Raw genomic sequence first — 23927 nt, 5'->3', positions numbered from 1 at the left:
GCCTTAGGGAGGTCACTCAAGATGGCCCAGGAACTCTACACCCGCACCAACCAGAAGCTCTTCTTCGCCGGCCTTGCCCTTGAGTCCATGGCCAAGGCTGTCGACAGCCAGGCCATGAATGCACAAGGCCTGGTGCAGGCCGAGCGCGAATCTGCGCTGTTCCACCTGTATGGCGCGCTACTGGGCTTGTGTCACGAGATTGGCGGCTTTTACCGCCTGCCGGCCGCGCCCAGTGTCGAGCAATTGCTCGCCGATGACGCCCTGAATGACATCGCCATTCCCGAGGTGGCTGAGTTGCTGGAACTGGCCAGGCAGCGGGAAACCTGGCTGGCACAATTGCTCACCGCTTATGCCGATTTGTTCCGACCACCGGTCGCGAAAAAAACCGCGAAAACCGATGTCACTCAGCCACTCATCCAGGCCGTCAACCTCGACGAACCCGAGCAGGCTGCGCTGTCGCGTGAAGAGCTGGAAAGCTGGCGCAACAACCTCAAAGGCCTGGTGAGACGATTCCGTGACGCGTTGAGTGAGTGCTGATATTCGCCTTGGCTGGTACAATACTGGCCTTTCGCGGAGAACAGCCCTTTATGTCTACGTCTTTTCTAGAAATTGTCGAGTTGCCTGATGGCCGAATCGAACTGCGTCGTGCCGAGGACGAAGGCTCCCTGGTAACCCTGGATTTCTCGGAAGACGCCAAGGTATTCCTGCAGGGGCAACACGTTGAGGTTGCCAAGGCCATGCTGAGCGTGGGCGTGCAGATGGCGGGGCGCCTCATGGATGGCGAACTCGAGCGCGACGAAGGGCCGCGCGTACTTCACTGACACCCAGGTTGTTTCGGGTTACAGGCAAAGCCTGAACATCAGCCGAGGCGGATGTTCAGGCTTTGTGCGTTTCCGGCACTGGCTGCACGCAACAGTTGCTGTCGCGCGGTGGCATTTACGCTGCCAAGCCAGCTGACAACCGTGTGGCTACGGCCAAGGCGCAGGGCGTCACAGGCCAGTTGCAGTGCGCTCTGATTGCCGCGCGGCTGCAGCAGCAGAATGCGCTCGCGGTTGAGGCCGGCATCGCGCAACCAGGCCTGGGTCAGGCTGCCCGGCGGTGCGATAAGCGTCAGCCAGCGGGCCTCTTGCTCTTCGCTCAGTTCGCGTAGCACCGGTGCCAGCAAGGTCTGGCAATGTTCGGGTGCGCCACGCAGGGACAGTTCACTGAACAGGTCCGGTTCGCTGTTCTTGCGCGCCTGCTCGCTGGCCTTCAGGCCTGGCAGTACCGGTTGGGCGAGGAAGGCTTCGAACAAAGGAAGCTGTACCTGCTGTTGTGCTTGGACGAACTGTTGCATGACGCCTCCTGGTTCAGCGGCGAATTACGCCGACACTCAAACCTTCGATCACCATTTCCTGCTCTTTCAGGTCGACTTCGATGGGGGCGAAATCGGGGTTTTCGGCGATCAGCCAGACCTTGCTGCCTTCGCGTTTGAAACGTTTGACGGTCACTTCGTCGCCGATACGGGCGACGACGATCTGCCCGTTACGGGCCTCGCGGCAGGTGTGCACGGCCAGCAGGTCGCCGTCGAAGATGCCGACGTCCTTCATGCTCATGCCGTGTACGCGCAGCAGGTAGTCGGCGCGGGGGTGGAAGAAGGATGGATTGATGTTGCAAGATTGTTCGATGTGCTGCTCGGCAAGGATCGGTGCACCGGCTGCTACCCGGCCGATGATCGGCAGGCCGTTTTCTTCGGCCTTGGCTTCAAAACCGGGGATGCGGATGCCGCGGGATGCGCCTGGGGTCATCTCGATCGCGCCTTTGCGCGCGAGGGCCTTGAGGTGCTCCTCGGCGGCGTTGGGCGACTTGAAGCCCAGCTCCTGAGCGATCTCTGCGCGCGTCGGCGGGAAGCCGTTGTCTTCAAGGCAGCGTTTGATGAATGCCAGGATTTCGGCTTGGCGGGGCGTCAGTTTCAACATGGCGGGCGCTCTGTCTTTTTATACAGTGACTGGGATTATATACAGTACTGGATGAGCTGCAAGCTCCACGCGACAAGAAAAAGCGGCGCGCACACCTCTTGCGGCTTGCAGCTTGCAGCTCTGGGCTTTCTAATGGCGACCGCACAGTCACCGAGCCTTGACATCCGTAGGCCTGAAACGTATGTTTCAAACACCTGTTTGTCTGTCTGGCGGAGTAGTCATGGCCCAATCGGAAACCGTTGAACGCATTCTCGATGCTGCCGAGCAATTGTTCGCGGAAAGGGGGTTCGCGGAAACCTCGTTGCGGCTGATTACCAGCAAGGCCGGGGTCAACCTGGCGGCGGTCAATTACCATTTCGGCTCCAAGAAGGCGCTGATCCAGGCGGTCTTTTCCCGTTTCCTCGGGCCGTTCTGCGCCAGCCTCGAACGTGAGCTGGAGCGTCGCCAGGCCAAGCCGGAACAAAAGCCCAGCCTCGAAGAACTGCTGGAAATGCTCGTGGAGCAGGCACTGGTGGTGCAGCCACGCAGCAACAACGACCTGTCGATCTTCATGCGCCTGCTGGGCCTGGCCTTCAGCCAGAGCCAGGGGCACCTGCGGCGCTACCTGGAAGACATGTATGGCAAGGTGTTCCGCCGCTACATGTTGCTGGTCAATGAAGCCGCGCCACGCATCCCTGCGCTCGAACTGTTCTGGCGCGTGCACTTCATGCTCGGTGCCGCGGCGTTCAGCATGTCCGGCATCAAGGCATTGCGCGCCATTGCCGAAACCGACTTTGGTATCAACACCTCCATAGAGCAGGTCATGCGCCTGATGGTGCCGTTCCTGGCCGCTGGCATGCGCGCCGACAGCGGTGTCACCGACGAGGCGATGGCCACCGCACAGTTGCGCCCGCGCAGTAAAACCGCCAGCACCACCGCCAAGGCCTGAAGGCTGGGCGGGGCAGGGCGCTTGGGCTAAGCTAGCGCCCATGCCCGACCTCGATCTCCTGCACATTTCCCTCGCTGACCAGCGCCTCTATGGCTTTGCCAATGGGCAGTTGTGCGTGCGCCTGGCGGTGTCGACCGCACGCAATGGCGCCGGTGAGCGCAATGGCTCCGGCTGCACGCCACGCGGCCTGCACCAGGTGCGAGCGAGGATCGGGGCGGGCTTGCCGCTCAATGCCGTGCTGCGTGGGCGGCGCTGGACCGGTGAGGTCTGGTCGCCGGCGTTGCACGCACAGCATCCCGGGCGTGACTGGGTGCTTACCCGCATCCTCTGGCTCAGCGGTTGCGAGGCCGGGGTCAACCGTCTGGGCGCCGTGGACACGTTCCGTCGCTATATCTATCTGCATGGCACGCCCGACACGGAACCCTTGGGCATACCGCTGTCCCATGGCTGCATTCGCCTGCGCAACACCGATCTGCTTGGCCTGTTCGAGCGCGTACCGGCGCATTGCCCGGTGCGTATCGAGGAGGCCGCATGCCCCCAGTGGGCTTCTTTAAGTCTGTAATGAAGGATTGCCTATGACCGTCAGCCTGCAAGGCTCCCTGATGGTGGATATCGCCGGTAAATGGCTGACCGCCGAAGACCGCCAGCTCCTGCGCCAGCCGGAAGTGGCTGGCCTGATCATCTTTGCCCGCAACATCGACAGCCCGCGCCAGGTGCGTGAACTGTGCGCGTCCATTCGCGCCATTCGTCCCGATCTGATTCTGGCCGTCGACCAGGAAGGTGGGCGTGTGCAGCGTTTGCGTCAGGGCTTCGTGCGCCTGCCAGCCATGCGCGCGATCGCCGATAACGCCAATGCCGAGTACCTCGCCGAGCAGTGCGGTTGGTTGATGGCCACTGAGGTGCTGGCGGTTGGCCTGGACCTGAGCTTCGCCCCTGTGCTCGACCTGGATCACCAGCGTAGCGCTGTGGTCGGCAGCCGCGCGTTCGAAGGCGACCCGCAACGTGCCACGCAGCTGGCCGGCGCCTTCATCCGCGGGATGAATGCAGCGGGCATGGCTGCCTGTGGCAAGCATTTCCCCGGGCATGGCTGGGCGGAGGCGGACTCCCACGTGGCCATTCCGACGGACGAGCGCAGCCTCGAGCAACTGCGCCAGGCAGATCTGGTGCCGTTCTCCCGCCTCAGCGGGCAGCTGGCGGCAGTGATGCCGGCGCATGTCATCTATCCGCAGGTAGACAACCAGCCGGCCGGGTTCTCGCGCCGTTGGTTGCAGGACATCCTGCGTGGCGAACTGGGCTTTGACGGGGTGATCTTCAGTGACGACCTGTCGATGGCCGGTGCGCATGTGGTCGGCGATGCGGCCAATCGGATCGAGGCGGCGCTGAGTGCGGGTTGTGACATGGGCCTGGTGTGCAATGACCGGGCGGCAGCAGAGCTGGCTTTGAGCGCGGCGCAGCGGCTGAAGGTAAAGCCATCGCCGCGGATTGCACGCATGCGCGGGCAGGGTTTTGCGCGGACCGATTATCGCCAGCAGCCGCGTTGGCTGGAGGCGCTAGGGGCGTTGCGCGAGGCGCAATTGGTCGATTGACTGTGCCGGCCCCCACAGGTATCTCGCTGCTGTCCAAGGCAGTGAAAGTCCTGTGGGGGCTTGCCAGCGAAGTAGCCGGGACTGACTGCTAGCGCGCCCGCTTTCCGGGTAGCGGAGCAAACAACGCTTCGATTTCCTCATCCCCCAGACGCCACTGCCCAGCCTCTGCCCCGTCGAGCAAGCTTGCTGCCAGCGCTGCTTTTTCCTGCTGCAGCTGCTGAATCTTCTCTTCAACGGTACCGCGCGTGATCAGCTTGAACACGAACACCGGCTTGTCCTGGCCGATGCGGTACGCGCGGTCGGTGGCCTGGTTCTCGCTGGCCGGGTTCCACCACGGGTCGAAGTGAATCACGGTGTCGGCAGCCGTCAGGTTCAGCCCCACGCCGCCGGCCTTGAGGCTGATCAGAAACACTTCGCTCTCGCCCTGCTGGAACTGCTGCACCGGTGTGCGCCGGTCACGGGTGTCGCCGGTGAGCAGGCTGTAGCGGATCTTGCGCTTTTCCAGCTCTTGTTCGATCAGTGCCAGCATCGAGGTGAACTGCGAGAACAACAGCACCCGGCGCCCTTCGCTGAGCAGTTCTTCGAGCATGTCCAGCAGCGCGCCGAGCTTGCCCTTGTCAGCCTGATTGCCCTTGGTCTCGACCCCTTTGACCAGGCGTAAATCGCAACATACCTGGCGCAGCTTGAGCAGGGCATCGAGGATCACGATCTGGCTGCGTGCCGCGCCATTGCGCGCGATTTCGTCGCGCACTTTCTTGTCCATCGCCACGCGTACGGCCTCGTAGGTATCACGCTGGGCGTCGCTGAGCTCGACCCAATGGACCATTTCGGTCTTGGGAGGCAATTCGGTCGCTACCTGCTCCTTGGTGCGGCGCAGCAGGAACGGGCGGATGCGGGTGACCAGGTGCGCCAGACGTTCCGCGTCGCCATGGCGTTCGATAGGCGTACGGTAATCCTGATTGAAGCGTTTGAGCTCGCCCAGCCAGCCGGGCATGAGAAAGTGGAAGATCGACCACAGCTCGCCCAGGTTGTTCTCCATTGGCGTGCCGGTCAGGCACAGACGCTGGTTGGCCTGCAGCTCGCAGACAGCCTGGGCGGCCTTGCTGGTGCTGCTCTTGATGTTCTGCGCCTCGTCCAGCACCAGTACGCTCCACTGCTGCGCGCGCAGGTGCTCGAGGTCGCGCGGCACCAGGGCGTAGGTGGTCAGTACCAGGTCGTATTCGTGCAGCTTGGCGAAATGCTTGCTGCGGCCGGGGCCGTGCAGGGCCAGGACGCGCAGGTCGGGGGCGAAGCGTTGGGCTTCGTCGAGCCAGTTTGGCACCAGGCTGGTCGGCATCACTGCCAGGGCAGGGTGGGCGAGGCGCCCGTTCTGCTTTTCCAGCAGCAGGTGGGCCAGGGCCTGCAAGGTCTTGCCCAGGCCCATGTCGTCGCCAAGGATGCCGCCGGTGCCCATTTCGCGCAGGGCCTGCAACCAGTTCAGGCCCTGCTGCTGATAGGGGCGCAGGGTGGCGTTGAGCGCTGCGGGCGGCGCGACCTGCAGGTCGCGTGCATCGCGCAGGCGCCGGCCCAGGTCGCGCACATGGGCGCCACCTTCCCAGTGCAGGGGCAAATGTTCGATGTCGTTCAGGCGTGCCGCGTCGGCGCGGTCCATGCGCAGGGTGGGGCCGACGTTGTCCTCGTGCAGGTACAGTTCACCCAGGGTGCCCATGACCGACTTGATTCGCCCGTAGGGCAGGGCGACGCGCAGCGCGGGGGCGTCCAGCCGGCCGCGGTTGAGGTCGATCAGCAGGTGTTCGTCGTCGCTGCGCCGGGCCAGCTCGCTGGGCCGCAGCAGCTCGGGGTTGCTGCGCAGCAGCTGCAGCACGATGGGCAGCAGGCTGTGGCGCTGGCCTTCGACGACGATGCCCAGCTCCAGGTCGAACCATTCATGGCCTGGTGCTTCCTCGATGCTGGCGTACCAGTCGTCCACCTCATGCAGGTTGAAGGCGAAGTCGCGGTGGATGTCGACTTCCCAGCCTGCCTCGCGCAGGCGCGGCAGGCCGTCGCGGGCGAAACGTAGCCAGGCTTCGTCGTCGGGCAGCTGAAGCATCTCGCCCGCGCTGTCTGGCAGCGCCTTGCTTTGCCGGGTGGCGGGCTTGAAGCCCAGCTCGCGCAGTGCCTTGCGCAGTGCCTGCTCGGCCGGGGGCTGGCGGCGGATGCGCTGGCTGGTGGTATCCACCAGTCGGGTCAATGGTTTGTCGTCGCTGCCACTGGCGCGCAGCCCATCGTAGTCGAAGGAAAGGGCGGCGCGGTGTTGCATCTGGCGCTGCATACGCCCGGTCTTGGGCATGTAGGCGCTGAATTCGAGACTGCCAAGGGTCAGCCGGCCCTTGGGCTGGATGTTTTCGATCTGCTCGGTGACCACGGCGGTGGGGGTCGGGACTTGCCGGTTCAAGGCGTTCAGTCGATGACTCAAAGGTACTACCAGGTGTTCAGGTACGGTTGGCGCGCGTGCGAGCTGGCTGGCGATGAAGGGGTCGAGATCATGCTGCAGCTCGCCGGTCTGATGCGAATGCCGGTCGATGTAGTGCAAAGGCTCGATGGGCAGTACCTGCAGCTGCAGGTGCTGGTCATGGTGCCAGGCGCCCCTGTAGCTGCCGTTGTCCAGCCTGACCCAGCGGAACTCGGCATGCAGTTGCGGCCCGGCATGCAAAGGCGTGGGGTCGTCTTCATACAGCAGGCGCCCGGTCGCCAAGGCGTAGCTCAAAAGCTCCGCCCCTTGCTTGCCTTCCAGTTGCGCCAGGGGCGTCAGCGTTTTGCTGCGGGCATCGATCAGGCGCAACAGCCGAGCGTCATCTTCCGTAACGTAACGGGGTGTGTAGTAGATCATCTCCGGCATTGAGGTGATGCGGCCGATTTTCAGCGTACCGTCGGTTTGTAGCGTGCCCTTGATCGGCTCGAGCTGAAAGTGTTCGCTATCGCTGTGAATGCGGTAGTAGATGGCCGGACCTTTGCGTGCCGGTTCGCTACTGGCTGCAGCCTTGGAGGGCGATTCGAGCCCCTGCACCCACAGGTTCAGGTCGGGCGGCAGCGACAGCGCGGCTTGCTCCTGAGTTGCGGCTGCCTCAAGGTTTCCACCTTCGAGCTCCAGTTGCAGCAACGCAGCGACGCAGTGCTTGCAATTCAATCCTACCGGGCAGGAGCAGCTCCCAAAGACGCGCAGGTCGCCGTAATTCAACACCAGCTTGATATCCTGATGGTAAATCTGGCCCGCCGAGCCCTCGCACCTCGCCTCGATGGAATGGCCCTGCAGCGAAAGGATTCGCGTTCGTTCCTGCGCTGCATATTTACGGCCTCGGGCCAGTGCGCCCGCGTCGATAAAATCGACCCAGTCCGGATGGGCTCTGAGCAGTTGCCGTGCGTCGCCCTCAGTCACATCACTGCTCCATCATCTCCGGGTCCATCACCGGCATCTTCCGTGTACCTGGCGGGGTGACCTTCAGCAGCACCGCCAGGTGGCCGCCATCGAGGAAGGTCAGCTGGCCGCCCTTGATGGTGCTGTTGCTCTGTTTGAACTGCTCGCTCTTGAGCACATTGCCGTTGCTGTCGAGCTGGTTGACCCAGAAATTGGCCTCCACGGCGATGAAGCGCCCTTCGGTGATGCTCAGGTTGCCTTCGATCGGGAAGTGGCCGAACTGCTCTTGGCCATCACCCAGGGCGATGCGGCTTGGCGTGTCGCCGACCTGCTGCTGCCAGGCCTTGTGCAGCAGCACGGTGTAGTCGGCCGTGGCTTGCAGGCGGGTGGCTTCATCTTCCAGCGCCAGTGGGCGTTCGGCGCTCTTTTCCAGGCGCAGGGCGCCGGCGCTCCAGTCCTCAGGGGCGTACGGGCTGGTGAAGGCCGGCACGCTGTTTTGCCGCACAAGGATCATTTCCACCTGATAAAGACCTTCAGCGAAGGCGGCCGGCGCGAACAGCGCAAGCAACAAGGTCAGGCAACGGATGGCACGCATGGATCTTCCTTAGGCTGTCTGTGGGGTCAGGCGCTCGAACAGCGCCTCCAGAGTGTTGAAGCGTTCGTCGGGCCGTTCCATCGGTACCAGGAAGCGGAACTGGGTTGCGCCTTCGAACTTGTAGCGTTTTGGCTGGCCCTGGATCAGCTTGATCAGGGTCAGCGGGTCGACTGGGGTTTCGGCCTCGAACTCGAGCTTGCCGCCGTTCGGGCCGGCATCGACTTTCTTGATGCCGAGCTTTTCCGCCTGCAGCTTGAGCTGGGTCAGGCGCATCAGGTTCTTGGTCGGCTCGGGCAGCAGGCCGAAGCGGTCGATCATCTCCACCTGCAGGTCCTTGAGGCCCTCTTCGTCAGTCGCCGAGGCGATGCGCTTGTAGAGGATAAGCCGCGCATGCACGTCGGGCAGGTAGTCCTCGGGGATCAGTGCCGGCAGGCGCAGGTTGACTTCCGGGCCGCCGCCCAGCGGCTGTTCCAGGTTCGGCTGGGTGCCCTTGCGAATGGCCTTGACCGCCCGTTCGAGCATTTCCATGTAAAGGGTAAAGCCCACGGCCTGGATCTGCCCGCTCTGGCCTTCGCCCAGCAGCTCGCCGGCGCCGCGGATTTCCAGGTCGTTGGTGGCCAGCACGAAGCCGGCGCCCAGGTCCTGGGTGTTGGCAATGGCTTCCAGGCGTTTCTCGGCGTCGGCGCTCACTTTTTGCCGCGCCGGTGTCAGCAGGTAGGCGTAGGCCTGGTGGTGGCTGCGGCCGACCCGGCCACGCAACTGGTGCAACTGGGCCAGGCCGAACTTGTCGGCGCGCTCGATGACGATGGTGTTGGCGCTGGGCACGTCGATGCCGGTCTCGATGATGGTCGAGGCGATCAGCACGTTGAAGCGCTTGTGGTAGAAGTCGCTCATCACCTGTTCCAGCTCGCGCTCGCGCATCTGCCCATGGCCGATGCCGATACGCGCTTCGGGGACCAGTTCGGCAAGGTCGGCGGCGCATTTTTCGATGGTTTTCACATCGTTGTGCAGGTAGTACACCTGGCCGCCGCGCAGCAGTTCACGCAGCAGCGCTTCTTTCACCGTGCTGTTGTTGTGCTCCATGACGAAGGTGCGCACCGACAGGCGCCGGGCCGGCGGCGTGGCGATGATGGACAGGTCGCGCATGCCGGCCACGGCCATGTTCAGTGTTCGCGGAATCGGTGTCGCGGTCAGGGTGAGGATGTCCACCTCGCTGCGCAGGGCCTTGAGCTGTTCCTTCTGGCGTACGCCAAAGCGGTGCTCTTCGTCGATCACTACCAGGCCCAGGTCCTTGAAGCGCACATCGTCCTGCAGCAGCTTGTGCGTGCCGATCAGAATGTCGATCTTGCCTTCGGCCAGGTCCGCTGCAGCGCTGGCCACTTCCTTGGCCGATTTGAAACGGCTCATCACCTCGACCGTCACCGGCCAGTCTGCGAAGCGGTCGCGGAAGCTGTTGTAGTGCTGCTGTGCAAGCAGGGTGGTAGGCACCAACACCGCTACCTGGCGGCCGCTGTGCACGGCGATGAAAGCCGCGCGCATGGCGACCTCGGTCTTGCCGAAGCCTACGTCGCCGCACACCAGGCGGTCCATCGGCTTGGCGGCGAGCATGTCGGCGCGTACCGCTTCGATGGCATTCTGCTGGTCGGGGGTTTCTTCGAAAGGGAAACCTGCGCTGAAGGTGGCATAGTCGGCAGCCGGGTCGGCGAATGCGTAACCCTTGCGCGCGGCGCGGCGGGCGTAGATGTCGAGCAGCTCGGCGGCCACGTCGCGGACCTGTTCGGCGGCTTTGCGCTTGGCCTTCTGCCAGGCTTCCGAGCCCAGCCGGTGCAGCGGCGCCAGGGCGTCATCGCTGCCGGTGTAGCGGGCAATCAGGTGCAGGTTGGCCACTGGGACGTAGAGCTTGGCGCCCTCGGCGTACTCCAGGGTCAGGAACTCGGCGGCCTGGCCGTCGATCTCCAGCGTGGCCAGGCCCAGGTAGCGGCCCACGCCATGGTCGATGTGCACCACCGGGGCGCCTTCGCGCAGCTCGGTAAGGTTCTTGATCACTGCATCATTGGCGGCCTCGCCGCGCTTGTCGCGGCGCCGGCGCTGCATCACGCGCTGGCCGAACAGTGGGCTTTCGGCGACCAGGGCGATGGCAGGGTCTTCGAGCAGCAGGCCTTCGTCCAGCGGGGCGATGGTGATCGCAAGGCGCTGGCTGCCGGTGATGAAGTCAGCCCAGCCCTCGACTGTCTGCGGCCTCAGCTTGAGGCGCTCGAGCAGCTCCAGCAGCACCTCGCGACGGCCCGCCGATTCGGCGGTGAACAACACCCGGCCGCTGAACTGGTCGAGGAAGTCGGACAATGCCGCCAGCGGCTGGTTGGCCTTGGCTTCGATGGCCAGGTTGGGCAGGGTGCGGGCGGGGAAGCGCTCACGGCCGGTACCAGGCTCGACATCATCGGCACTGACCACCACGCGCGGCCACTGCTTGAGCTGGGCGAAGCAGTCTTCCACCGGCAGGAACAGTTCAGAAGGCGGCAGCAATGGGCGGCTCAAGTCGCCGCGGCGGTCTTCGTAGCGCCCGCGCACGTCGTTCCAGAAGTGCTCGGCAGCCTGCTCGACGCCCGGCAGCGAGAACACCTGGGTGTCGCTTGGCAGGTAGTCGAACAGGGTCGAGGTTTCTTCGAAGAACAGCGGCAGGTAGTACTCGATGCCGGCGGGGATGATGCCGCTGGCCAGGTCCTGGAAGATCGCGCTGCGGCGGAAGTCGACATCGAAACGCTCACGGAAGCGTGCCTTGAAGCGCGTCACTTCCTCTTTCTGCATGGGGAATTCGCGTGCCGGCAGCAGGCGGATCGAGTCGACCTTGTCGATCGAGCGCTGGGTCTCCGGGTCGAAGGTGCGCAGGGTCTCGATCTCGTCGTCGAACAGGTCGATGCGGTAGGGCAGCTTGCTGCCCATCGGGAACAGGTCGATCAGCGCGCCGCGTACGGCGAACTCGCCATGTTCGTAGACCGTGTCGACGCAGCGGTAGCCAGTGGCCTCCAGGCGTGAGCGCATCTGCTCTACATCGATGGTCTGGCCGACGTCCAGCACCAGGCTGCTGCCGAGCAGGAAGCGCGTGGGGGCCAGGCGGTGCAGGGCCGTGGTGATCGGTACCACGAGGATGCCGTGGCTCAACTCCGGCAGCCGGTAGAGACTGGCGATGCGCTGGGAAATGATGTCCTGGTGTGGCGAGAACAGGTCGTAGGGCAAGGTTTCCCAGTCTGGGAACGGCAGCACCGGAAGGCCGGGGGCGAAGAAGCGCAGCTCCTGCTCCAGACGGTCGGCAGCCTGGCTGTCGGCGGTCAGCAGCAGGGTGAAGCGGCCAGCACTGCTGGCGGCCTCGGCGATGGCAAGGCTGAGGGCGGCACCGGGCAGGTTGCCCCAGGTTTGTTTGCCGGCCGTGGCCGACATTTGCGGTAGGCGCAGAACTGACACGGGAGATTGCACTCCAAGCGTTGCGGCAAAGAGACCGATTGTACCGGTGCCGGTGCGTGCTGTCAGGCTCGGAAAGGGCATGAGCACGGGCTTTGGCTCCCACGACAGGCGCTCATTGCCGGTTACGCGTTGGGGCGTCATAATGTAGCCCCTTTTTTCTCCCCCTACATGTGGAAGGTTCCCGTGACTCAGAAGCCCGACCAGTGTCTTGGTGAGTGGATCGATCGTGAAGCTCTGGCTGAAGCGATGATCCCGCTTATCGGTCAGCTCTACCGCAACAACAACGTGGTGAGCTCGATCTATGGCCGCAGCCTGATCAACCGTTCGGTTATCTCGATCCTCAAGGCCCACCGCTTTGCGCGTCACCGTCAGACCGACGAAACCGAACTGTCCGTCCACGAGACATTCCCCCTGCTCAAAGCCATGAGCGAGCTGAAACTGGGCGCCGCTTCGGTCGACCTGGGCAAGCTGGCCAACAAGTTCAAGCAGGAAGGCAACGGCAAGACCGCCGAGCAGTTCGTGCGTGAAGAACTGGCCGACGTGGTTGGCCAGCAGAACGCTTCGGCGCGCAAGGGCACCGACGTTGTCCTGTACGGTTTCGGCCGCATCGGCCGCCTGCTGGCGCGCATCCTGATCGAGAAGACCGGTGGTGGCGACGGCCTGCGCCTGCGTGCAATCGTTGTGCGCAAGGGTGCCGAAAACGACCTGGTCAAGCGCGCCAGCCTGCTGCGCCGTGACTCGGTGCACGGCCCGTTCGATGGCACCATCACCATCGACGAAGCCAACAACACCATCACTGCCAACGGCAACCTGATCCAGATCATCTACGCCAAGAGCCCGAGCGAAGTCGACTACACCCAGTACGGCATCGACAACGCCCTGATCGTCGACAACACCGGCGTATGGCGTGATGCCGACGGCCTGGGCCAGCACCTGGCCTGCCCGGGCGCTGCCCGCGTGATCCTCACCGCACCTGGCAAGGGCGCGCTGAAGAACATCGTGCACGGCATCAACCACGGTGACATCACCGCCGAGGACAAGATCATCTCGGCAGCTTCGTGCACCACCAACGCCATCGTGCCGGTGCTCAAGGCCATCAACGACCAGTACGGCATCGTCAATGGTCACGTCGAAACCGTTCACTCGTTCACCAACGACCAGAACCTGATCGACAACTTCCACAAGGGCAGCCGTCGTGGTCGCGCCGCGCCGCTGAACATGGTCATCACCGAAACCGGTGCTGCCACTGCTGCCGCCAAGGCGCTGCCGGTGCTCAAGGGCAAGCTGACCGGCAACGCCATTCGCGTACCGACGCCGAACGTGTCGATGGCCATCCTGAACCTGAACCTGGAAAAGGCCACCAACCGCGAAGAAATCAACGAGTACCTGCGCCAGACCGCCATGCACTCGGAGCTGCACAAGCAGATCGATTACGTCAGCTCGCAGGAAGTGGTTTCCACCGACTTCGTAGGCTCGCGCCACGCGGGTGTGGTTGACGCCGAAGCGACCATCGCCAACGATAACCGCGTTGTCCTGTACGTCTGGTACGACAACGAATTCGGTTACAGCTGCCAGGTGGTTCGCGTGATGGAAGACATGGCTGGTGTGAACCCGCCAGCGTTTCCACGCTAATTCGCTTGTAAGGCAATGAAAAAACGGGAACCTTCGGGTTCCCGTTTTTTATGGCTGCACCGGCCAGCAATTTGTAGGAGCGGCCTTGTGTCGCGAAAGGACCGCAAAGCGGCCCCAGGTCTCAGCTGAGCAACACAAATTGCTGGGGCTGCTGCGCAGCCCTTTCGCGACACAAGGCCGCTCCTACAAGGTCGCGCCGGTGCTGGCAACCGAGAACTCAACTTTTGCGCACAGCCCTCCTGTTCATCCTCATGCTGCTGACCGCCTGCAACCAAGGCCCCACCCTGGAGCGCCTCGGTGGCCCTGCCATGGGTAGCAGCTACAGCATCCAGTACGTCCGCGAGCCAGGCGGGCCGGCGCCTGTCCAGGTACAGGCGGCGGTCGAAACGATCCTGCAGGGCATAGATCAGCACTACTCGACCTACCGCGGCGACTCTGCGGTGAGCCAGTTCAATCAGCTCCCCGGCAACCAGTGCCTGGCTTTGCCGTCAGACATGCTCGAACTGGTCACCTTCGGCCAGCACTTGTCCGAACAGAGCGATGGTGCCTTTGACCTCACTGTCGAGCCGCTGCTCGACCTCTGGGGTTTCGGCCCCCAGGCCCGCCATGAGCAGGTGCCAGAACCGCAGGCGCTGGCCAATGCCCGCCTGCGTGTGGGCTACCAGCACTTGCGCATCGAGGGCCAGGCATTGTGCAAGGACGCCCCGGTGCAACTGGACTTCAACAGCATCGCCGCTGGCCACGCCGTGGACCTGATTGCTGCACGCCTGCGTGCCATGGGTATCGCCAGCTTCATTGCCGAAGTTACCGGCGAGCTCAAGGCGGTGGGCGGCAAACCCGATGGCAGCCCATGGCGCATCGCCCTGGAATTGCCCCGCGAAGACCGTCAGATCGCCCGCCAGGTAATACCGGTCAACGGCCTGGGTGTATCGACCTCGGGTGACTATCGGCACTATTTCGAGCAGAATGGCCGGCGCTATTCGCACACCTTCGATGCTCGCCTTGGGCGCCCGGTCGATCATGACCTGGCTGCCGTCACCGTGCTTGATGCCTCGGCGCTGCAGGCCGACGGCTACTCGACCCTGTTGCTGATCCTCGGGCCCGAGCGCGGCTGGGATTTTGCCATCGCTCATGACCTGGCGGCGGTATTGGTGACTCGGGCAGAGGGTGGCTTCGTCTCCCGAGCTACGCCCGCTTTCGAGCGGGCGCTCAAAGGCAGGTGAAAGCGAAAGCAGGGACGGTAGCTGCCAGGGAATCGGTGGATGCACATGTAGTGCAGGCAAAATTGGCCTACGACGCGACCAAGGGTTAATGTGCGCGGCGTTCACGCTTGATTAGACTGCACCCGAATTTTCTCATGGCGCCCCGGCGGCATGATCGAGTCCCGCGGCGACCGTGGCCAGCGGGCCAGTTCTGAAGGAGTACGCATGGCTGTCTACAACTACGACGTAGTGGTGTTGGGTTCCGGCCCGGCCGGAGAAGGTGCGGCAATGAACGCCGCCAAAGCAGGGCGCAAGGTGGCGATGGTCGACAGCCGTCGCCAGGTCGGTGGCAACTGCACCCACCTGGGCACCATCCCGTCCAAGGCACTGCGTCACTCGGTGCGGCAGATCATGCAGTTCAACACCAACCCGATGTTCCGAGCCATCGGTGAGCCGCGCTGGTTCTCCTTCCCGGACGTGCTCAAGAGCGCCGAGAAGGTGATTTCCAAGCAGGTCGCTTCGCGTACCGGCTACTACGCCCGCAACCGCGTCGACCTGTTCTTCGGTACCGGCAGCTTCGCCGATGAGCAGACCGTCGAAGTGGTCTGCCCCAATGGCGTGGTGGAAAAGCTCAACGCCAAGCACATCATCATCGCCACCGGCTCGCGTCCGTATCGCCCGGCCGACATCGACTTCCATCACCCGCGTGTCTATGACAGTGACACCATCCTGAGCCTCAGCCACACCCCGCGCAAACTCATCGTTTACGGCGCCGGCGTAATTGGCTGCGAATACGCCTCGATCTTCAGTGGCCTGGGCGTGCTGGTCGAACTGGTCGACAACCGCGGCCAGTTGCTGAGCTTCCTGGATTCGGAAATTTCCCAGGCGCTGAGCTACCACTTCAGCAACAACAACATCACCGTGCGCCACAACGAAGACTACGAGCGGGTCGAGGGCCTGGACAATGGTGTGATCCTGCACCTGAAGTCTGGCAAGAAGATCAAGGCCGACGCCTTGCTGTGGTGCAACGGCCGCACCGGCAATACCGACAAGCTGGGCCTTGAGAACATCGGCATCAAGGTCAACAGCCGTGGCCAGATCGAAGTCGACGAGGCTTACCGCACCAGCGTGCCGAACATCTACGGTGCCGGTGACGTGATCGGCTGGCCGAGCCTGGCCAGTGCCGCCCATGACCAGGGCCGCTCGGCGGCAGGCAGTATCGTCGACAACGGCAGCTGGCGTTTCGTCAACGACGTGCCGACCGGCATCTACACCATTCCGGAGATCAGCTCGATCGGCAAGAACGAGCAGGAGCTGACCCAGGCCAAGGTGCCGTACGAAGTGGGCAAGGCATTCTTCAAGAGCATGGCGCGTGCACAGATCGCCGGCGAGCCGCAAGGCATGCTGAAGATCCTGTTCCACCGCGAGACCCTGGAAATCCTCGGCGTGCATTGCTTCGGCTACCAGGCTTCGGAAATCGTCCACATCGGCCAGGCGGTGATGAACCAGCCGGGCGAACTGAATAACCTGAAGTACTTCGTCAACACCACGTTCAACTACCCGACCATGGCCGAAGCCTATCGGGTAGCTGCCTATGACGGCCTGAACCGGCTTTTTTGAGCGGCTCCGGCCGGTGGCCTGAGCCGGTCGGGGAGACCGATTTCAGCCCTACCCGAGGGTGGTCTTGGCCAAACCGGGAAAGTCTGTAATCAGGCTGTCCACGCCAAAATCAGCGAGCCGGCGCATCAGTGCCGGCTCGTTGACCGTCCACACCGACACATGCAAACCCTGGCCCTGTGCTTTGAGCAGGCGCTCGGGAGTGCACAATGTCCAGTTCAAGGCCAGCAGATCGCAGCCATAGTTCTGCGCGACCTTCAGCGGGTCGAGCCAGGCGTACTCGGCGACCAGGCCGCGCTTCACGTCAGGCACCAGTTCCAGCGCAGCACCCAGTACTTCCCGCGAGCTTGAGGTGATGGTCACCTTGTCCAGCAGGCCGTACTGCTGTGCCAGTTCCCGAATCGCCAGCACCGTGGTGGCGGCACGGGTCCGCGAGGCGCTCTTGACCTCCAGTTGCCAGTGCTCGAAGGGGCATTTTTCGAACAGTTCTTCCAGCCGTGGGATAGGGCAGGGCTGCACATGGCCCGGGCCGCCCTTGCGTGCGTCGTAGGTGACCAGGTCGGCTGCCGGGTGTTCGACCACCTTGCCGCGCCGGCCGGTGGTGCGCTTGAGGGTAGGGTCGTGGATGACCATCAGCTCATTGTCGGCCGACAGGTGCAGGTCCAGTTCGCAGCGGGTCACGCCGTGGGACAGGCACTGACGGAAGCTGTGCAGAGTGTTCTCGGGCGCTTCGCCCTTGGCGCCGCGGTGGCCATAGATGAGGGTCACGTTCGTTCCTTCAGGTCAAAAATGAAAAGGCTCAGGAGGCAGGGTCGCCCTGTTCCAGCTGCTGGCGCCGTTGCTGCTGTTGGCGCTGCAGGATGTAGCGGGCCAGCAACTGGCGCTGGGCATCGGTCATGTCGGTGAATTCGGTGCCGAGTTCGAAGCTGCCATCGGCGCGCGGGTCGCAGTGGGTAACCTTGCCGCGCAGCAGCAGGCCGTGGGCGCGGGGCATCAACACCATCTTCACTTTGACCCGGGTGCCCGGGGCGATTTGCTGGGCTTGTGCGAATTCGATGCCGCCTTCGGAGATGATCACCCGCTGGGGCTGGCCGATCTCGCCGATCAGGGTTTGCGCGACCACCGCGCTGAGCAGGTCCAGGCGCTTGTTCTGCGCCCGCAGGAACGCCGCCAGGGTGCGGTCCTTTTCGCTTAGCTGACGCAACAGGTGCTGGGACTCGAAGTCGGACAGGTGCAGCTCGCTGAGCAGGTTGAACAGTGGTGAATCATCCTGCAACAGTTCTGGCTCAAGGGCTTCGGCCGCGCTCAGGGGGCTGATTTCCAGTGCGATCCGATCTTCGATGCGGTAGTATTCGCGGCGATCTTCTTCGTCTAATGTCGTCATGGCGAACCCATGGTAGCGGCGGTGGTCCGAGTGTAAAGCCGCCGCAGGCGCCTCGCCACAAGGACGTTCCCTTTCATCCGAACAAGCCCCGACATGTTCAGACCTCTTTTCGCATTCATTGGTACGCGCTACACCCGTGCCAAGCGCCGTAATCACTTCGTCTCGTTCATTTCCCTGACCTCGATGATCGGCCTCGCCCTGGGCGTGGTAGTGATGATCGTGGTGCTCTCGGTAATGAACGGTTTCGACCACGAGATGCGTACCCGCGTGCTGGGCATGGTCCCTCACGCCACGCTCGAGAGCGGCCAGCCGATCAACGACTGGCCTGCCCTTGCCCAACAAGTAAAGCAGAATCCGCAGGTGCTGGCCGTTGCGCCCTATACCCAGATGCAGGGCCTGCTGACCCATGATGGCAAGGTGCAGAAGGTGTTGCTCAACGGTATCGACCCAGGCCGCGAGCGTGAGGTGTCGATCATCGACAACTTCATTCAGCAAGGCCGCCTCGACCAGCTGGCGCCGGGCGAGTGGGGCATCATGATCGGTGACAAGGCGGCCGCCAAGCTAGGGGTGGCCATCGGCGACAAGCTGACCTTCGTCGCCCCTGAGGTCAGCGTGACGCCGGCCGGCATGTTCCCGCGCATGAAGCGCTTCACCGTGGTCGGCACCTTCCACGTCGGTGCCGGCGAGATCGACGGTTACCTGGGCCTGACCAACATCGCTGACCTGTCACGCCTGCACCGCTGGAAGCCGGACCAGGTGCAGGGCCTGCGCCTGAAGTTCGACGACCTGTTCCAGGCACCACGCGTGGCCTGGAGCATCGCCCAGCATTTGGGTGAGCAGGAGTACTACAGCCGCGACTGGACCCGTACCCACGGCAACCTGTACCAGGCGATCCGCATGGAAAAAGCCATGATCGGCCTGCTGCTGTTGCTGATCGTTGCGGTGGCGGCGTTCAACATCATTTCCACCCTGGTGATGGTGGTCAACGACAAGCGCGGTGACATCGCCATCCTCCGTACCCTGGGCGCCACGCCCGGGCAGATCATGGCCATTTTCATGGTCCAGGGTACTGTGATCGGGGTGATTGGCACCCTGATCGGTGCAGTGGTCGGTATCCTCGCTGCGCTCAACGTCAGCGCGGCGATCGCCGGCATCGAGAAACTGATCGGGCACAAGTTCCTCAACGCTGACGTGTATTTCATCGATTACCTGCCCTCGCAGATCCAGGCCCAGGACGTGTACATGGTCTGCGGTGCGGCGCTGGTCCTGAGTTTCTTCGCCACCCTGTACCCGGCCTGGCGTGCGGCCCGCACCCAGCCTGCAGAGGCGCTACGTTATGAGTGAGTCGCGCATGAGTGATAAAGCCGTTCTGAGTTGCCGCAACCTGGGCAAGTCCTACGACGAGGGCCCGGAGTCGGTACAAGTGTTGGCCGGGCTCAACCTCGAACTGCACGCCGGGGAGCGGGTGGCCATTGTCGGCAGTTCGGGTTCGGGCAAGAGCACCTTGCTCAACCTGCTGGGCGGCCTCGATCGGCCGACCCAGGGCAGCGTCTGGCTGGCCGGCGAAGAGCTGTCGGCGCTTGGCGAGCGCGCCCGCGGCCTGCTGCGCAATCGCGAGCTGGGCTTTGTCTATCAGTTCCACCACCTGCTGCCCGAGTTCACCGCCATGGAGAACGTGTGCATGCCGCTGCTGATCGGCCGCACCGCGATCCCCGAGGCGCGTGAGCGCGCCGAGGCACTGCTCAAGCGTGTCGGCCTGGGCCACCGCCTGCACCACAAGCCGGCCGAGCTGTCCGGTGGTGAGCGTCAGCGGGTGGCCATTGCCCGGGCGCTGGTAAACCGGCCGGGCCTGGTGATGCTCGATGAGCCGACCGGCAACCTCGACCACCACACCGCCCAAGGCATCCAGGAATTGATGCAGGAACTGTCCAGCGCATCGCGCACGGCATTCCTGGTGGTGACCCACGACCTCAACCTGGCGCGCCAGATGGACCGCGTGCTGAAACTCGACGACGGTCATCTGGTGGCGATCTGAGCCGCTTGCACGGGGTGGCCTGAGCCGCCCCGCAACTTTTTCAGTGGGTGTTTTACATGTTCAGACCCTTGCCCTTGTTCATCGGTGCGCGCTACACCCGTGCCAAGCGCCGCAACCATTTCATCTCGTTCATCTCGATGACTTCGATGATCGGCCTGTCCCTGGGTGTGCTGGCGATGATCGTGGTGCTGTCGGTGATGAATGGCTTCCAGCGCGAAATGAGCTCGCGCATCCTCGGCCTGGTGCCACACGCCAGCATCCTCGGTGTGCAGCCGCTGGACGACTGGCGCAAGGCTGCCGACGCGGCGCTACAGAACCCGGCAGTGATGGCCGCTGCGCCGATCACCGAGATGGAGGGCATGCTCTCCTACAAAGGTGCGATGCAGCCCATCCAGGTCAGCGGTATCGACCCGGCCGAAGAGGGCAGGGTCTCGATCGTCGGCCAGCACATCGTGCAGGGGCGCCTGCAGGCCCTGCAGCCGGGTGAGTATGGGGTGGTGATCGGCGAGCTGACTGCGCGCCGGTTCCGCCTCAATACCGGCGACAAACTGACCCTGATCGTGCCGGAAATCAGCAAGGAGCCGGGCGGCATCACCCCGCGCATGCAGCGCCTGACGGTGGTCGGCATCTTCAAGGTGGGTGCCGAGCTGGACGGTTCGCAGGCTTACATGCACGTGGCCGATGCCGGCGAGATGCAGCGCTGGGCGCCAGGCCAGGTGCAGGGCGTGCGCCTGAAACTGCACGACCTGTATGCCGCACCGCAGGTGTCCAAGGCCATTGCTGCCAGCCTGGGCGATGCCTACCGCGCCGATGACTGGTCGCACACCCAGGGCAGCCTGTTCAGTGCCATGAAGATGGAAAAGACCATGATCGGCCTGCTGCTGCTGATGATCATCGCCGTGGCGGCGTTCAACATCATCGCCACCCTGGTGATGGTGGTGAACGACAAGGGGCCGGACATCGCCATCCTGCGTACCCTGGGCGCCACCCCGGCACAGATCATGGGCACCTTCATGGTCCAGGGCAGCCTGATCGGTATCGTCGGCACATTGATCGGTGGCGTGCTCGGTGTGATTGCTGCGTTCAATGTCAGCCAGATCGTCGGCTGGCTGGAGCGGGCGAGCGGGCAGCACATCTTTACCTCGGATGTGTACTTCATCAGCAGTTTGCCGTCCGAGCTGCAGTGGGGCGATGTGGCGATCATCTGCACCGCCGGGCTGGTGATGAGCTTCCTGGCGACCATCTACCCGGCATACCGCGCTTCGCAGGTGCAGCCGGCGATCGGGCTGGCTGGTTGATTGCACTGTGGGGCGCTTTGCGCCCCTTTCGCGACACAAGGCCGCTCCTACCGCGATCACGTCAGCTTTGTGAGTGGCCTTGTGTCGCGAAGGGGCTGCAAATCAGCCCACGCGATCTAAAGCGGCTCGCTGAACTCGATTACAAACCGCGTCCAGCCGTCCTTGCACTGTGCCCGGATGCTCCCGCCATGGGCCTGGATGATCGACCGGGTGATTGCCAGGCCCAGCCCCGCATGTTCGCTACTGCCCTCGCGCCGCGCCGGGTCCACCCGATAAAACCGGTCAAACAGCCTAGGCAATGAAGCAGCTTCGATCGGCTTGCCGGTATTGGCCACGCAAACCTTCCCCCCAGGCTCCAGCGTCACGCGTATTTGCCCGCCTGCCGGCGTAAACCGCAGTGCATTGTCGAGCAGGTTGGACAGTGCCCGGCGCAGCATATGCCGGTCGCCCTTCAATGTCGCCTCACCCTCACGCAGCAGCTGCACTTCGTTGTCCTCGGCGAGGGGGGCGTAATACTCCAGCAGCGCGTCCACCTCTTCATGCAACGCCAGCATCGCCTGCCCTGGTGCCAGCAGCCCATGGTCGGCCTTGGCCAGGAAAAGCATGTCGTTGATCATCTGTGCCATCCACTGCAGCTCCTCAAGGTTGCCGTGCAGTGCTTCGCGGTATTCCTCGAGGCTACGGGGGCGGGTGAGGGTGACCTGGGTGTGGGTCAGCAGGTTTGACAGCGGCGTGCGCAGCTCGTGGGCGATATCGGCCGAGAACGCCGACAGGCGCTGGAAGGCGTCGTCCAGGCGCTGCAGCATGGCGTTCACGGTGCTGCCCAGTTCCGCCAGTTCTTCCGGCAGCTGCGCCACCGGCAGGCGGGTGGTCAGCGAGCGCGCCGACACGCTGGCGGCCACCTGGCCCATCTGCCGTAACGGCTTTAGCCCACGGCGCGCGGCCCAGGCGCCGAGCAGTGCCGTGGCCAGCGCGGACAGGCCGACGGTGAGCCAGATGAGGCGTTGCATGCCCTGCAGAAAGTGCTGGTGATGGGTGATGTCGAGAAACAGCGTCAGTCGGGCGCTGTCGTTCAGTTGCACGGCCAGGCTGCGGTAATCGACACCGTCGGCATGCACCGTTGCCAGTCCTGGGCCGGCCGGCGCGTCTGGCAGCGCGTAGCGGCTGGCGTACCAAGGGCTGCCATCGCTGCCATTGATGCGCAAGGCCAGGTCGGCCTGGTGGCTGAGCTCGTTGCGCAGGGCTGCCAGCTGTGCTTGCAGGTCGGCAGGGCGTTGCAGGCCGGAAAGCCGGGTGCGTAAAAGCGACACGCGTGATTCGAGCAGTTGCTGGTCCAGCTCGACGAAATGTTGCTCGCTGGCGCGGTTGAACAGCAGGCCCGCCCCCAGCGAAACGGCAGCGGTACATGCGGCGAACAACAGGGCCAGGCGGCTGCCAAGGGAAAGCCTGCGCATCAGTCGTGGCGCTCCTCGAGCACATAGCCCATGCCGCGCACGGTGTGAATCAGCTTGTTGCGGTGCGGGTCGTCGATTTTCAGGCGCAGGCGGCGGATGGCGACCTCGATGACGTTGGTGTCGCTGTCGAAATTCATGTCCCAAACCTGCGAGGCGATCAACGATTTGGGCAACACTTCGCCTTGGCGGCGCAGCAGCAATTCAAGCAGGGCGAACTCCTTGGCGGTCAGGTCGATGCGTTGGCCTGCACGCTCTGCCCGGCGACGGAACAAGTCCAGGCGCAGGTCGGCCAAGGTCAGCTGCGTCTCCTGGCTGGGGCTGGCACCGCGGCGTAGCAGGCTGCGCACCCGGGCCAGCAGTTCGGAAAAGGCGAAAGGCTTGACCAGGTAATCGTCGGCACCCAATTCCAGGCCGCGCACGCGGTCCTCCACTGCATCGCGAGCAGTGAGGAACAGCACCGGCGTGTCCAGGCCGGCCTGGCGCACCGCCTGGAGGATCTGCCAGCCGTCGCGGCCTGGGAGCATCACATCAAGGATCAGCAGGTCGTGATCGCCGCTCAGGGCCAGGTGCTGGCCGGTTTCGCCATCAGCGACCAGCTCAGTGGCGAAGCCGGCCTCGCTGAGGCCCTGGCTCAGGTACTGGCCGGTGCGGGCCTGGTCTTCGACGATCAGCAGTTTCATGCGGTGTCCAGAATGGGCGCTGTAATGGCTGAAATGATACGTGACTATCCCGGCCTCCACCCAAGCTGACAAAGTTGTAATCTTGCCGTCAGGTAGCTGCCAGTCAGCCCTTTCTAAAGTGGCCTCATATCCGTTGCAAGTACTGGAGTCATCATGAAACACCTGTTCGTCGCCGCTACGCTTGCCCTGTTGAGCCTGCCCACCCTCGCGGGCACCGGCAAAAGCTTCGCTTTCGGCGAGCCGGCCCCGGCGGCCAAGGCCACGCGCACTGTCGAGGTCGTGCTCAAGGACATCGCCTTCGAGCCCGGGAACCTGCAGGTCAAGGCGGGCGAGACCGTACGGTTTGTCCTGATCAACGAAGGCAAGCTGCCCCATGAGTTCAACCTGGGTGACAAGGCCATGCACGCCCAGCACCAGAAAGAAATGATCGCCATGCAAGGCAAGCTGTTCACCGCCGGCATGAGCCACGAGGGTATGGGCCATGGCCAGATGGACCACGGTGCCCATGGCCATGATGCTGGCAATACGGTGCTGTTGCAGCCCGGCCAGCGCGCCGAGCTGACCTGGACCTTCCGCCAGTCGGCGCCCATCGAATTCGCCTGCAACGTACCTGGGCACTACCAGGCTGGCATGGTCGGGGCATTGACCATCGAGTGACTGGCGCTCCAAGGCGGGATGTAAAACCGGTAGACTAAGGGTATTTCC

General features: G+C 63.6%; 21 protein-coding genes. 12 read left to right on the top strand and 9 right to left on the bottom strand.

Translation table 11 applies throughout. The annotated features are described in order from the left end of the window. Positions 1-21: 21 nt before the first annotated feature. Both ACMGGN_RS13740 and ACMGGN_RS13735 read left to right on the top strand, forming a co-directional pair. Positions 22-537: a DUF6586 family protein gene (locus ACMGGN_RS13740; RefSeq protein WP_119688575.1), complete on the top strand. Its 516-nt coding sequence runs from the start codon at positions 22-24 to the stop codon at positions 535-537. 50 nt (positions 538-587) lie between these two features. Next, positions 588-821, top strand: coding sequence for a hypothetical protein (locus ACMGGN_RS13735; RefSeq protein WP_003248777.1), 234 nt, complete (start codon positions 588-590; stop codon positions 819-821). 38 nt (positions 822-859) lie between these two features. On the opposite strand, the gene sulA is transcribed toward ACMGGN_RS13735, so the two are convergent. Both sulA and lexA read right to left on the bottom strand, forming a co-directional pair. After that, positions 860-1336: an SOS-induced cell division inhibitor SulA gene (sulA, locus tag ACMGGN_RS13730; RefSeq protein ID WP_012313563.1), complete on the bottom strand. Its 477-nt coding sequence runs from the start codon at positions 1334-1336 to the stop codon at positions 860-862. Positions 1337-1349: 13 nt separating this feature from the next. After that, positions 1350-1958 (bottom strand): transcriptional repressor LexA, encoded by a 609-nt coding sequence (lexA, locus tag ACMGGN_RS13725; protein ID WP_012313564.1) that lies wholly within the window; start codon positions 1956-1958, stop codon positions 1350-1352. 220 nt (positions 1959-2178) lie between these two features. Between lexA and ACMGGN_RS13720 the strand changes: the two genes are divergently transcribed. The 3 genes from ACMGGN_RS13720 to nagZ are packed head-to-tail and all read left to right on the top strand — an operon-like array spanning position 2179 to position 4472. Beyond that, on the top strand, positions 2179-2886 hold the full coding sequence (locus ACMGGN_RS13720; protein ID WP_119688577.1) for a TetR/AcrR family transcriptional regulator: 708 nt from the start codon (positions 2179-2181) through the stop codon (positions 2884-2886). Between the two features lie 40 nt (positions 2887-2926). Then, positions 2927-3448, top strand: coding sequence for a L,D-transpeptidase (locus ACMGGN_RS13715; protein ID WP_115275409.1), 522 nt, complete (start codon positions 2927-2929; stop codon positions 3446-3448). A gap of 25 nt (positions 3449-3473) precedes the next feature. Beyond that, on the top strand, positions 3474-4472 hold the full coding sequence (nagZ, locus tag ACMGGN_RS13710) for a beta-N-acetylhexosaminidase (protein ID WP_172655271.1): 999 nt from the start codon (positions 3474-3476) through the stop codon (positions 4470-4472). Positions 4473-4560: 88 nt separating this feature from the next. Here nagZ and ACMGGN_RS13705 read toward each other — a convergent pair whose 3' ends face one another. From ACMGGN_RS13705 to mfd, 3 genes are read right to left on the bottom strand one after another with little or no spacing between them, the layout of a single operon-like run. Beyond that, complete coding sequence (locus ACMGGN_RS13705; RefSeq protein WP_237859540.1) at positions 4561-7887, bottom strand: DEAD/DEAH box helicase; 3327 nt, start codon at positions 7885-7887, stop codon at positions 4561-4563. 1 nt (position 7888) lies between these two features. Continuing rightward, positions 7889-8461, bottom strand: coding sequence for a CsiV family protein (locus ACMGGN_RS13700; protein ID WP_115275406.1), 573 nt, complete (start codon positions 8459-8461; stop codon positions 7889-7891). A gap of 9 nt (positions 8462-8470) precedes the next feature. Next, positions 8471-11920: a transcription-repair coupling factor gene (mfd, locus tag ACMGGN_RS13695; RefSeq protein WP_115275405.1), complete on the bottom strand. Its 3450-nt coding sequence runs from the start codon at positions 11918-11920 to the stop codon at positions 8471-8473. Positions 11921-12088: 168 nt separating this feature from the next. On the opposite strand from mfd, the gene ACMGGN_RS13690 reads away from it, so the two are divergent. From ACMGGN_RS13690 to sthA, 3 genes are all read left to right on the top strand, one after another. Next, positions 12089-13552, top strand: a complete 1464-nt coding sequence (locus tag ACMGGN_RS13690) for a glyceraldehyde-3-phosphate dehydrogenase (RefSeq protein WP_012313571.1) — start codon at positions 12089-12091, stop codon at positions 13550-13552. A 224-nt stretch (positions 13553-13776) separates the two neighbouring features. Further along, a complete protein-coding gene (locus tag ACMGGN_RS13685) occupies positions 13777-14775 on the top strand; it encodes an FAD:protein FMN transferase (RefSeq protein ID WP_119688579.1) in 999 nt (332 codons plus the stop codon). Positions 14776-14979: 204 nt separating this feature from the next. After that, positions 14980-16374: a Si-specific NAD(P)(+) transhydrogenase gene (sthA, locus tag ACMGGN_RS13680; RefSeq protein WP_012313573.1), complete on the top strand. Its 1395-nt coding sequence runs from the start codon at positions 14980-14982 to the stop codon at positions 16372-16374. Positions 16375-16422: 48 nt separating this feature from the next. On the opposite strand, the gene ACMGGN_RS13675 is transcribed toward sthA, so the two are convergent. Both ACMGGN_RS13675 and ACMGGN_RS13670 read right to left on the bottom strand, forming a co-directional pair. Beyond that, on the bottom strand, positions 16423-17139 hold the full coding sequence (locus tag ACMGGN_RS13675; protein WP_046786451.1) for a glycerophosphodiester phosphodiesterase: 717 nt from the start codon (positions 17137-17139) through the stop codon (positions 16423-16425). 31 nt (positions 17140-17170) lie between these two features. After that, the gene (locus ACMGGN_RS13670) at positions 17171-17755 is read right to left on the bottom strand and encodes a PilZ domain-containing protein (RefSeq protein WP_115275403.1); all 585 of its coding nucleotides are present in this window, start codon (positions 17753-17755) and stop codon (positions 17171-17173) included. A gap of 93 nt (positions 17756-17848) precedes the next feature. Here ACMGGN_RS13670 and ACMGGN_RS13665 point away from each other — a divergent pair, with 93 nt between their 5' ends. From ACMGGN_RS13665 to ACMGGN_RS13655, 3 genes are read left to right on the top strand one after another with little or no spacing between them, the layout of a single operon-like run. Next, on the top strand, positions 17849-19099 hold the full coding sequence (locus tag ACMGGN_RS13665) for a lipoprotein-releasing ABC transporter permease subunit (RefSeq protein ID WP_115275402.1): 1251 nt from the start codon (positions 17849-17851) through the stop codon (positions 19097-19099). A gap of 7 nt (positions 19100-19106) precedes the next feature. Continuing rightward, a complete protein-coding gene (gene lolD / locus ACMGGN_RS13660) occupies positions 19107-19790 on the top strand; it encodes a lipoprotein-releasing ABC transporter ATP-binding protein LolD (protein WP_172655298.1) in 684 nt (227 codons plus the stop codon). A 56-nt stretch (positions 19791-19846) separates the two neighbouring features. Beyond that, on the top strand, positions 19847-21088 hold the full coding sequence (locus ACMGGN_RS13655; RefSeq protein ID WP_414156041.1) for a lipoprotein-releasing ABC transporter permease subunit: 1242 nt from the start codon (positions 19847-19849) through the stop codon (positions 21086-21088). Positions 21089-21204: 116 nt separating this feature from the next. On the opposite strand, the gene ACMGGN_RS13650 is transcribed toward ACMGGN_RS13655, so the two are convergent. Continuing rightward, positions 21205-22542, bottom strand: coding sequence for a heavy metal sensor histidine kinase (locus tag ACMGGN_RS13650; RefSeq protein WP_414156040.1), 1338 nt, complete (start codon positions 22540-22542; stop codon positions 21205-21207). Next, the gene (gene cinR, locus ACMGGN_RS13645) at positions 22542-23222 is read right to left on the bottom strand and encodes a two-component system response regulator CinR (RefSeq protein ID WP_115275399.1); all 681 of its coding nucleotides are present in this window, start codon (positions 23220-23222) and stop codon (positions 22542-22544) included. The genes ACMGGN_RS13650 and cinR overlap by 1 nt, the downstream gene beginning before the upstream one ends. A 153-nt stretch (positions 23223-23375) precedes the next feature. On the opposite strand from cinR, the gene ACMGGN_RS13640 reads away from it, so the two are divergent. Then, entirely contained in the window at positions 23376-23879 is a 504-nt protein-coding gene (locus ACMGGN_RS13640; RefSeq protein WP_046786447.1) for a plastocyanin/azurin family copper-binding protein, read from the top strand. Positions 23880-23927: the final 48 nt, after the last annotated feature.

This window comes from Pseudomonas sp. BNK-30, from assembly GCF_047456185.1.
Taxonomy (GTDB): domain Bacteria; phylum Pseudomonadota; class Gammaproteobacteria; order Pseudomonadales; family Pseudomonadaceae; genus Aquipseudomonas; species Aquipseudomonas putida_E.
This window is presented reverse-complemented; position numbering and strand designations above follow the sequence as displayed.

Excerpts from the sequence above, each read along its gene's own strand:
- cinR (WP_115275399.1), bottom strand. The coding sequence starts at position 23,222 with ATGAAACTGCTGATCGTCGAAGACCAGGCCCGCACCGGCCAGTACCTG.
- ACMGGN_RS13720 (WP_119688577.1), top strand. The coding sequence starts at position 2,179 with ATGGCCCAATCGGAAACCGTTGAACGCATTCTCGATGCTGCCGAGCAA.
- ACMGGN_RS13735 (WP_003248777.1), top strand. The coding sequence starts at position 588 with ATGTCTACGTCTTTTCTAGAAATTGTCGAGTTGCCTGATGGCCGAATC.
- ACMGGN_RS13640 (WP_046786447.1), top strand. The coding sequence starts at position 23,376 with ATGAAACACCTGTTCGTCGCCGCTACGCTTGCCCTGTTGAGCCTGCCC.
- ACMGGN_RS13670 (WP_115275403.1), bottom strand. The coding sequence starts at position 17,755 with ATGACGACATTAGACGAAGAAGATCGCCGCGAATACTACCGCATCGAA.
- ACMGGN_RS13690 (WP_012313571.1), top strand. The coding sequence starts at position 12,089 with ATGTGGAAGGTTCCCGTGACTCAGAAGCCCGACCAGTGTCTTGGTGAG.
- lolD (WP_172655298.1), top strand. The coding sequence starts at position 19,107 with ATGAGTGATAAAGCCGTTCTGAGTTGCCGCAACCTGGGCAAGTCCTAC.
- sulA (WP_012313563.1), bottom strand. The coding sequence starts at position 1,336 with ATGCAACAGTTCGTCCAAGCACAACAGCAGGTACAGCTTCCTTTGTTC.
- ACMGGN_RS13740 (WP_119688575.1), top strand. The coding sequence starts at position 22 with ATGGCCCAGGAACTCTACACCCGCACCAACCAGAAGCTCTTCTTCGCC.
- ACMGGN_RS13665 (WP_115275402.1), top strand. The coding sequence starts at position 17,849 with ATGTTCAGACCTCTTTTCGCATTCATTGGTACGCGCTACACCCGTGCC.
- ACMGGN_RS13715 (WP_115275409.1), top strand. The coding sequence starts at position 2,927 with ATGCCCGACCTCGATCTCCTGCACATTTCCCTCGCTGACCAGCGCCTC.
- ACMGGN_RS13650 (WP_414156040.1), bottom strand. The coding sequence starts at position 22,542 with ATGCGCAGGCTTTCCCTTGGCAGCCGCCTGGCCCTGTTGTTCGCCGCA.
- sthA (WP_012313573.1), top strand. The coding sequence starts at position 14,980 with ATGGCTGTCTACAACTACGACGTAGTGGTGTTGGGTTCCGGCCCGGCC.
- lexA (WP_012313564.1), bottom strand. The coding sequence starts at position 1,958 with ATGTTGAAACTGACGCCCCGCCAAGCCGAAATCCTGGCATTCATCAAA.
- ACMGGN_RS13700 (WP_115275406.1), bottom strand. The coding sequence starts at position 8,461 with ATGCGTGCCATCCGTTGCCTGACCTTGTTGCTTGCGCTGTTCGCGCCG.
- ACMGGN_RS13655 (WP_414156041.1), top strand. The coding sequence starts at position 19,847 with ATGTTCAGACCCTTGCCCTTGTTCATCGGTGCGCGCTACACCCGTGCC.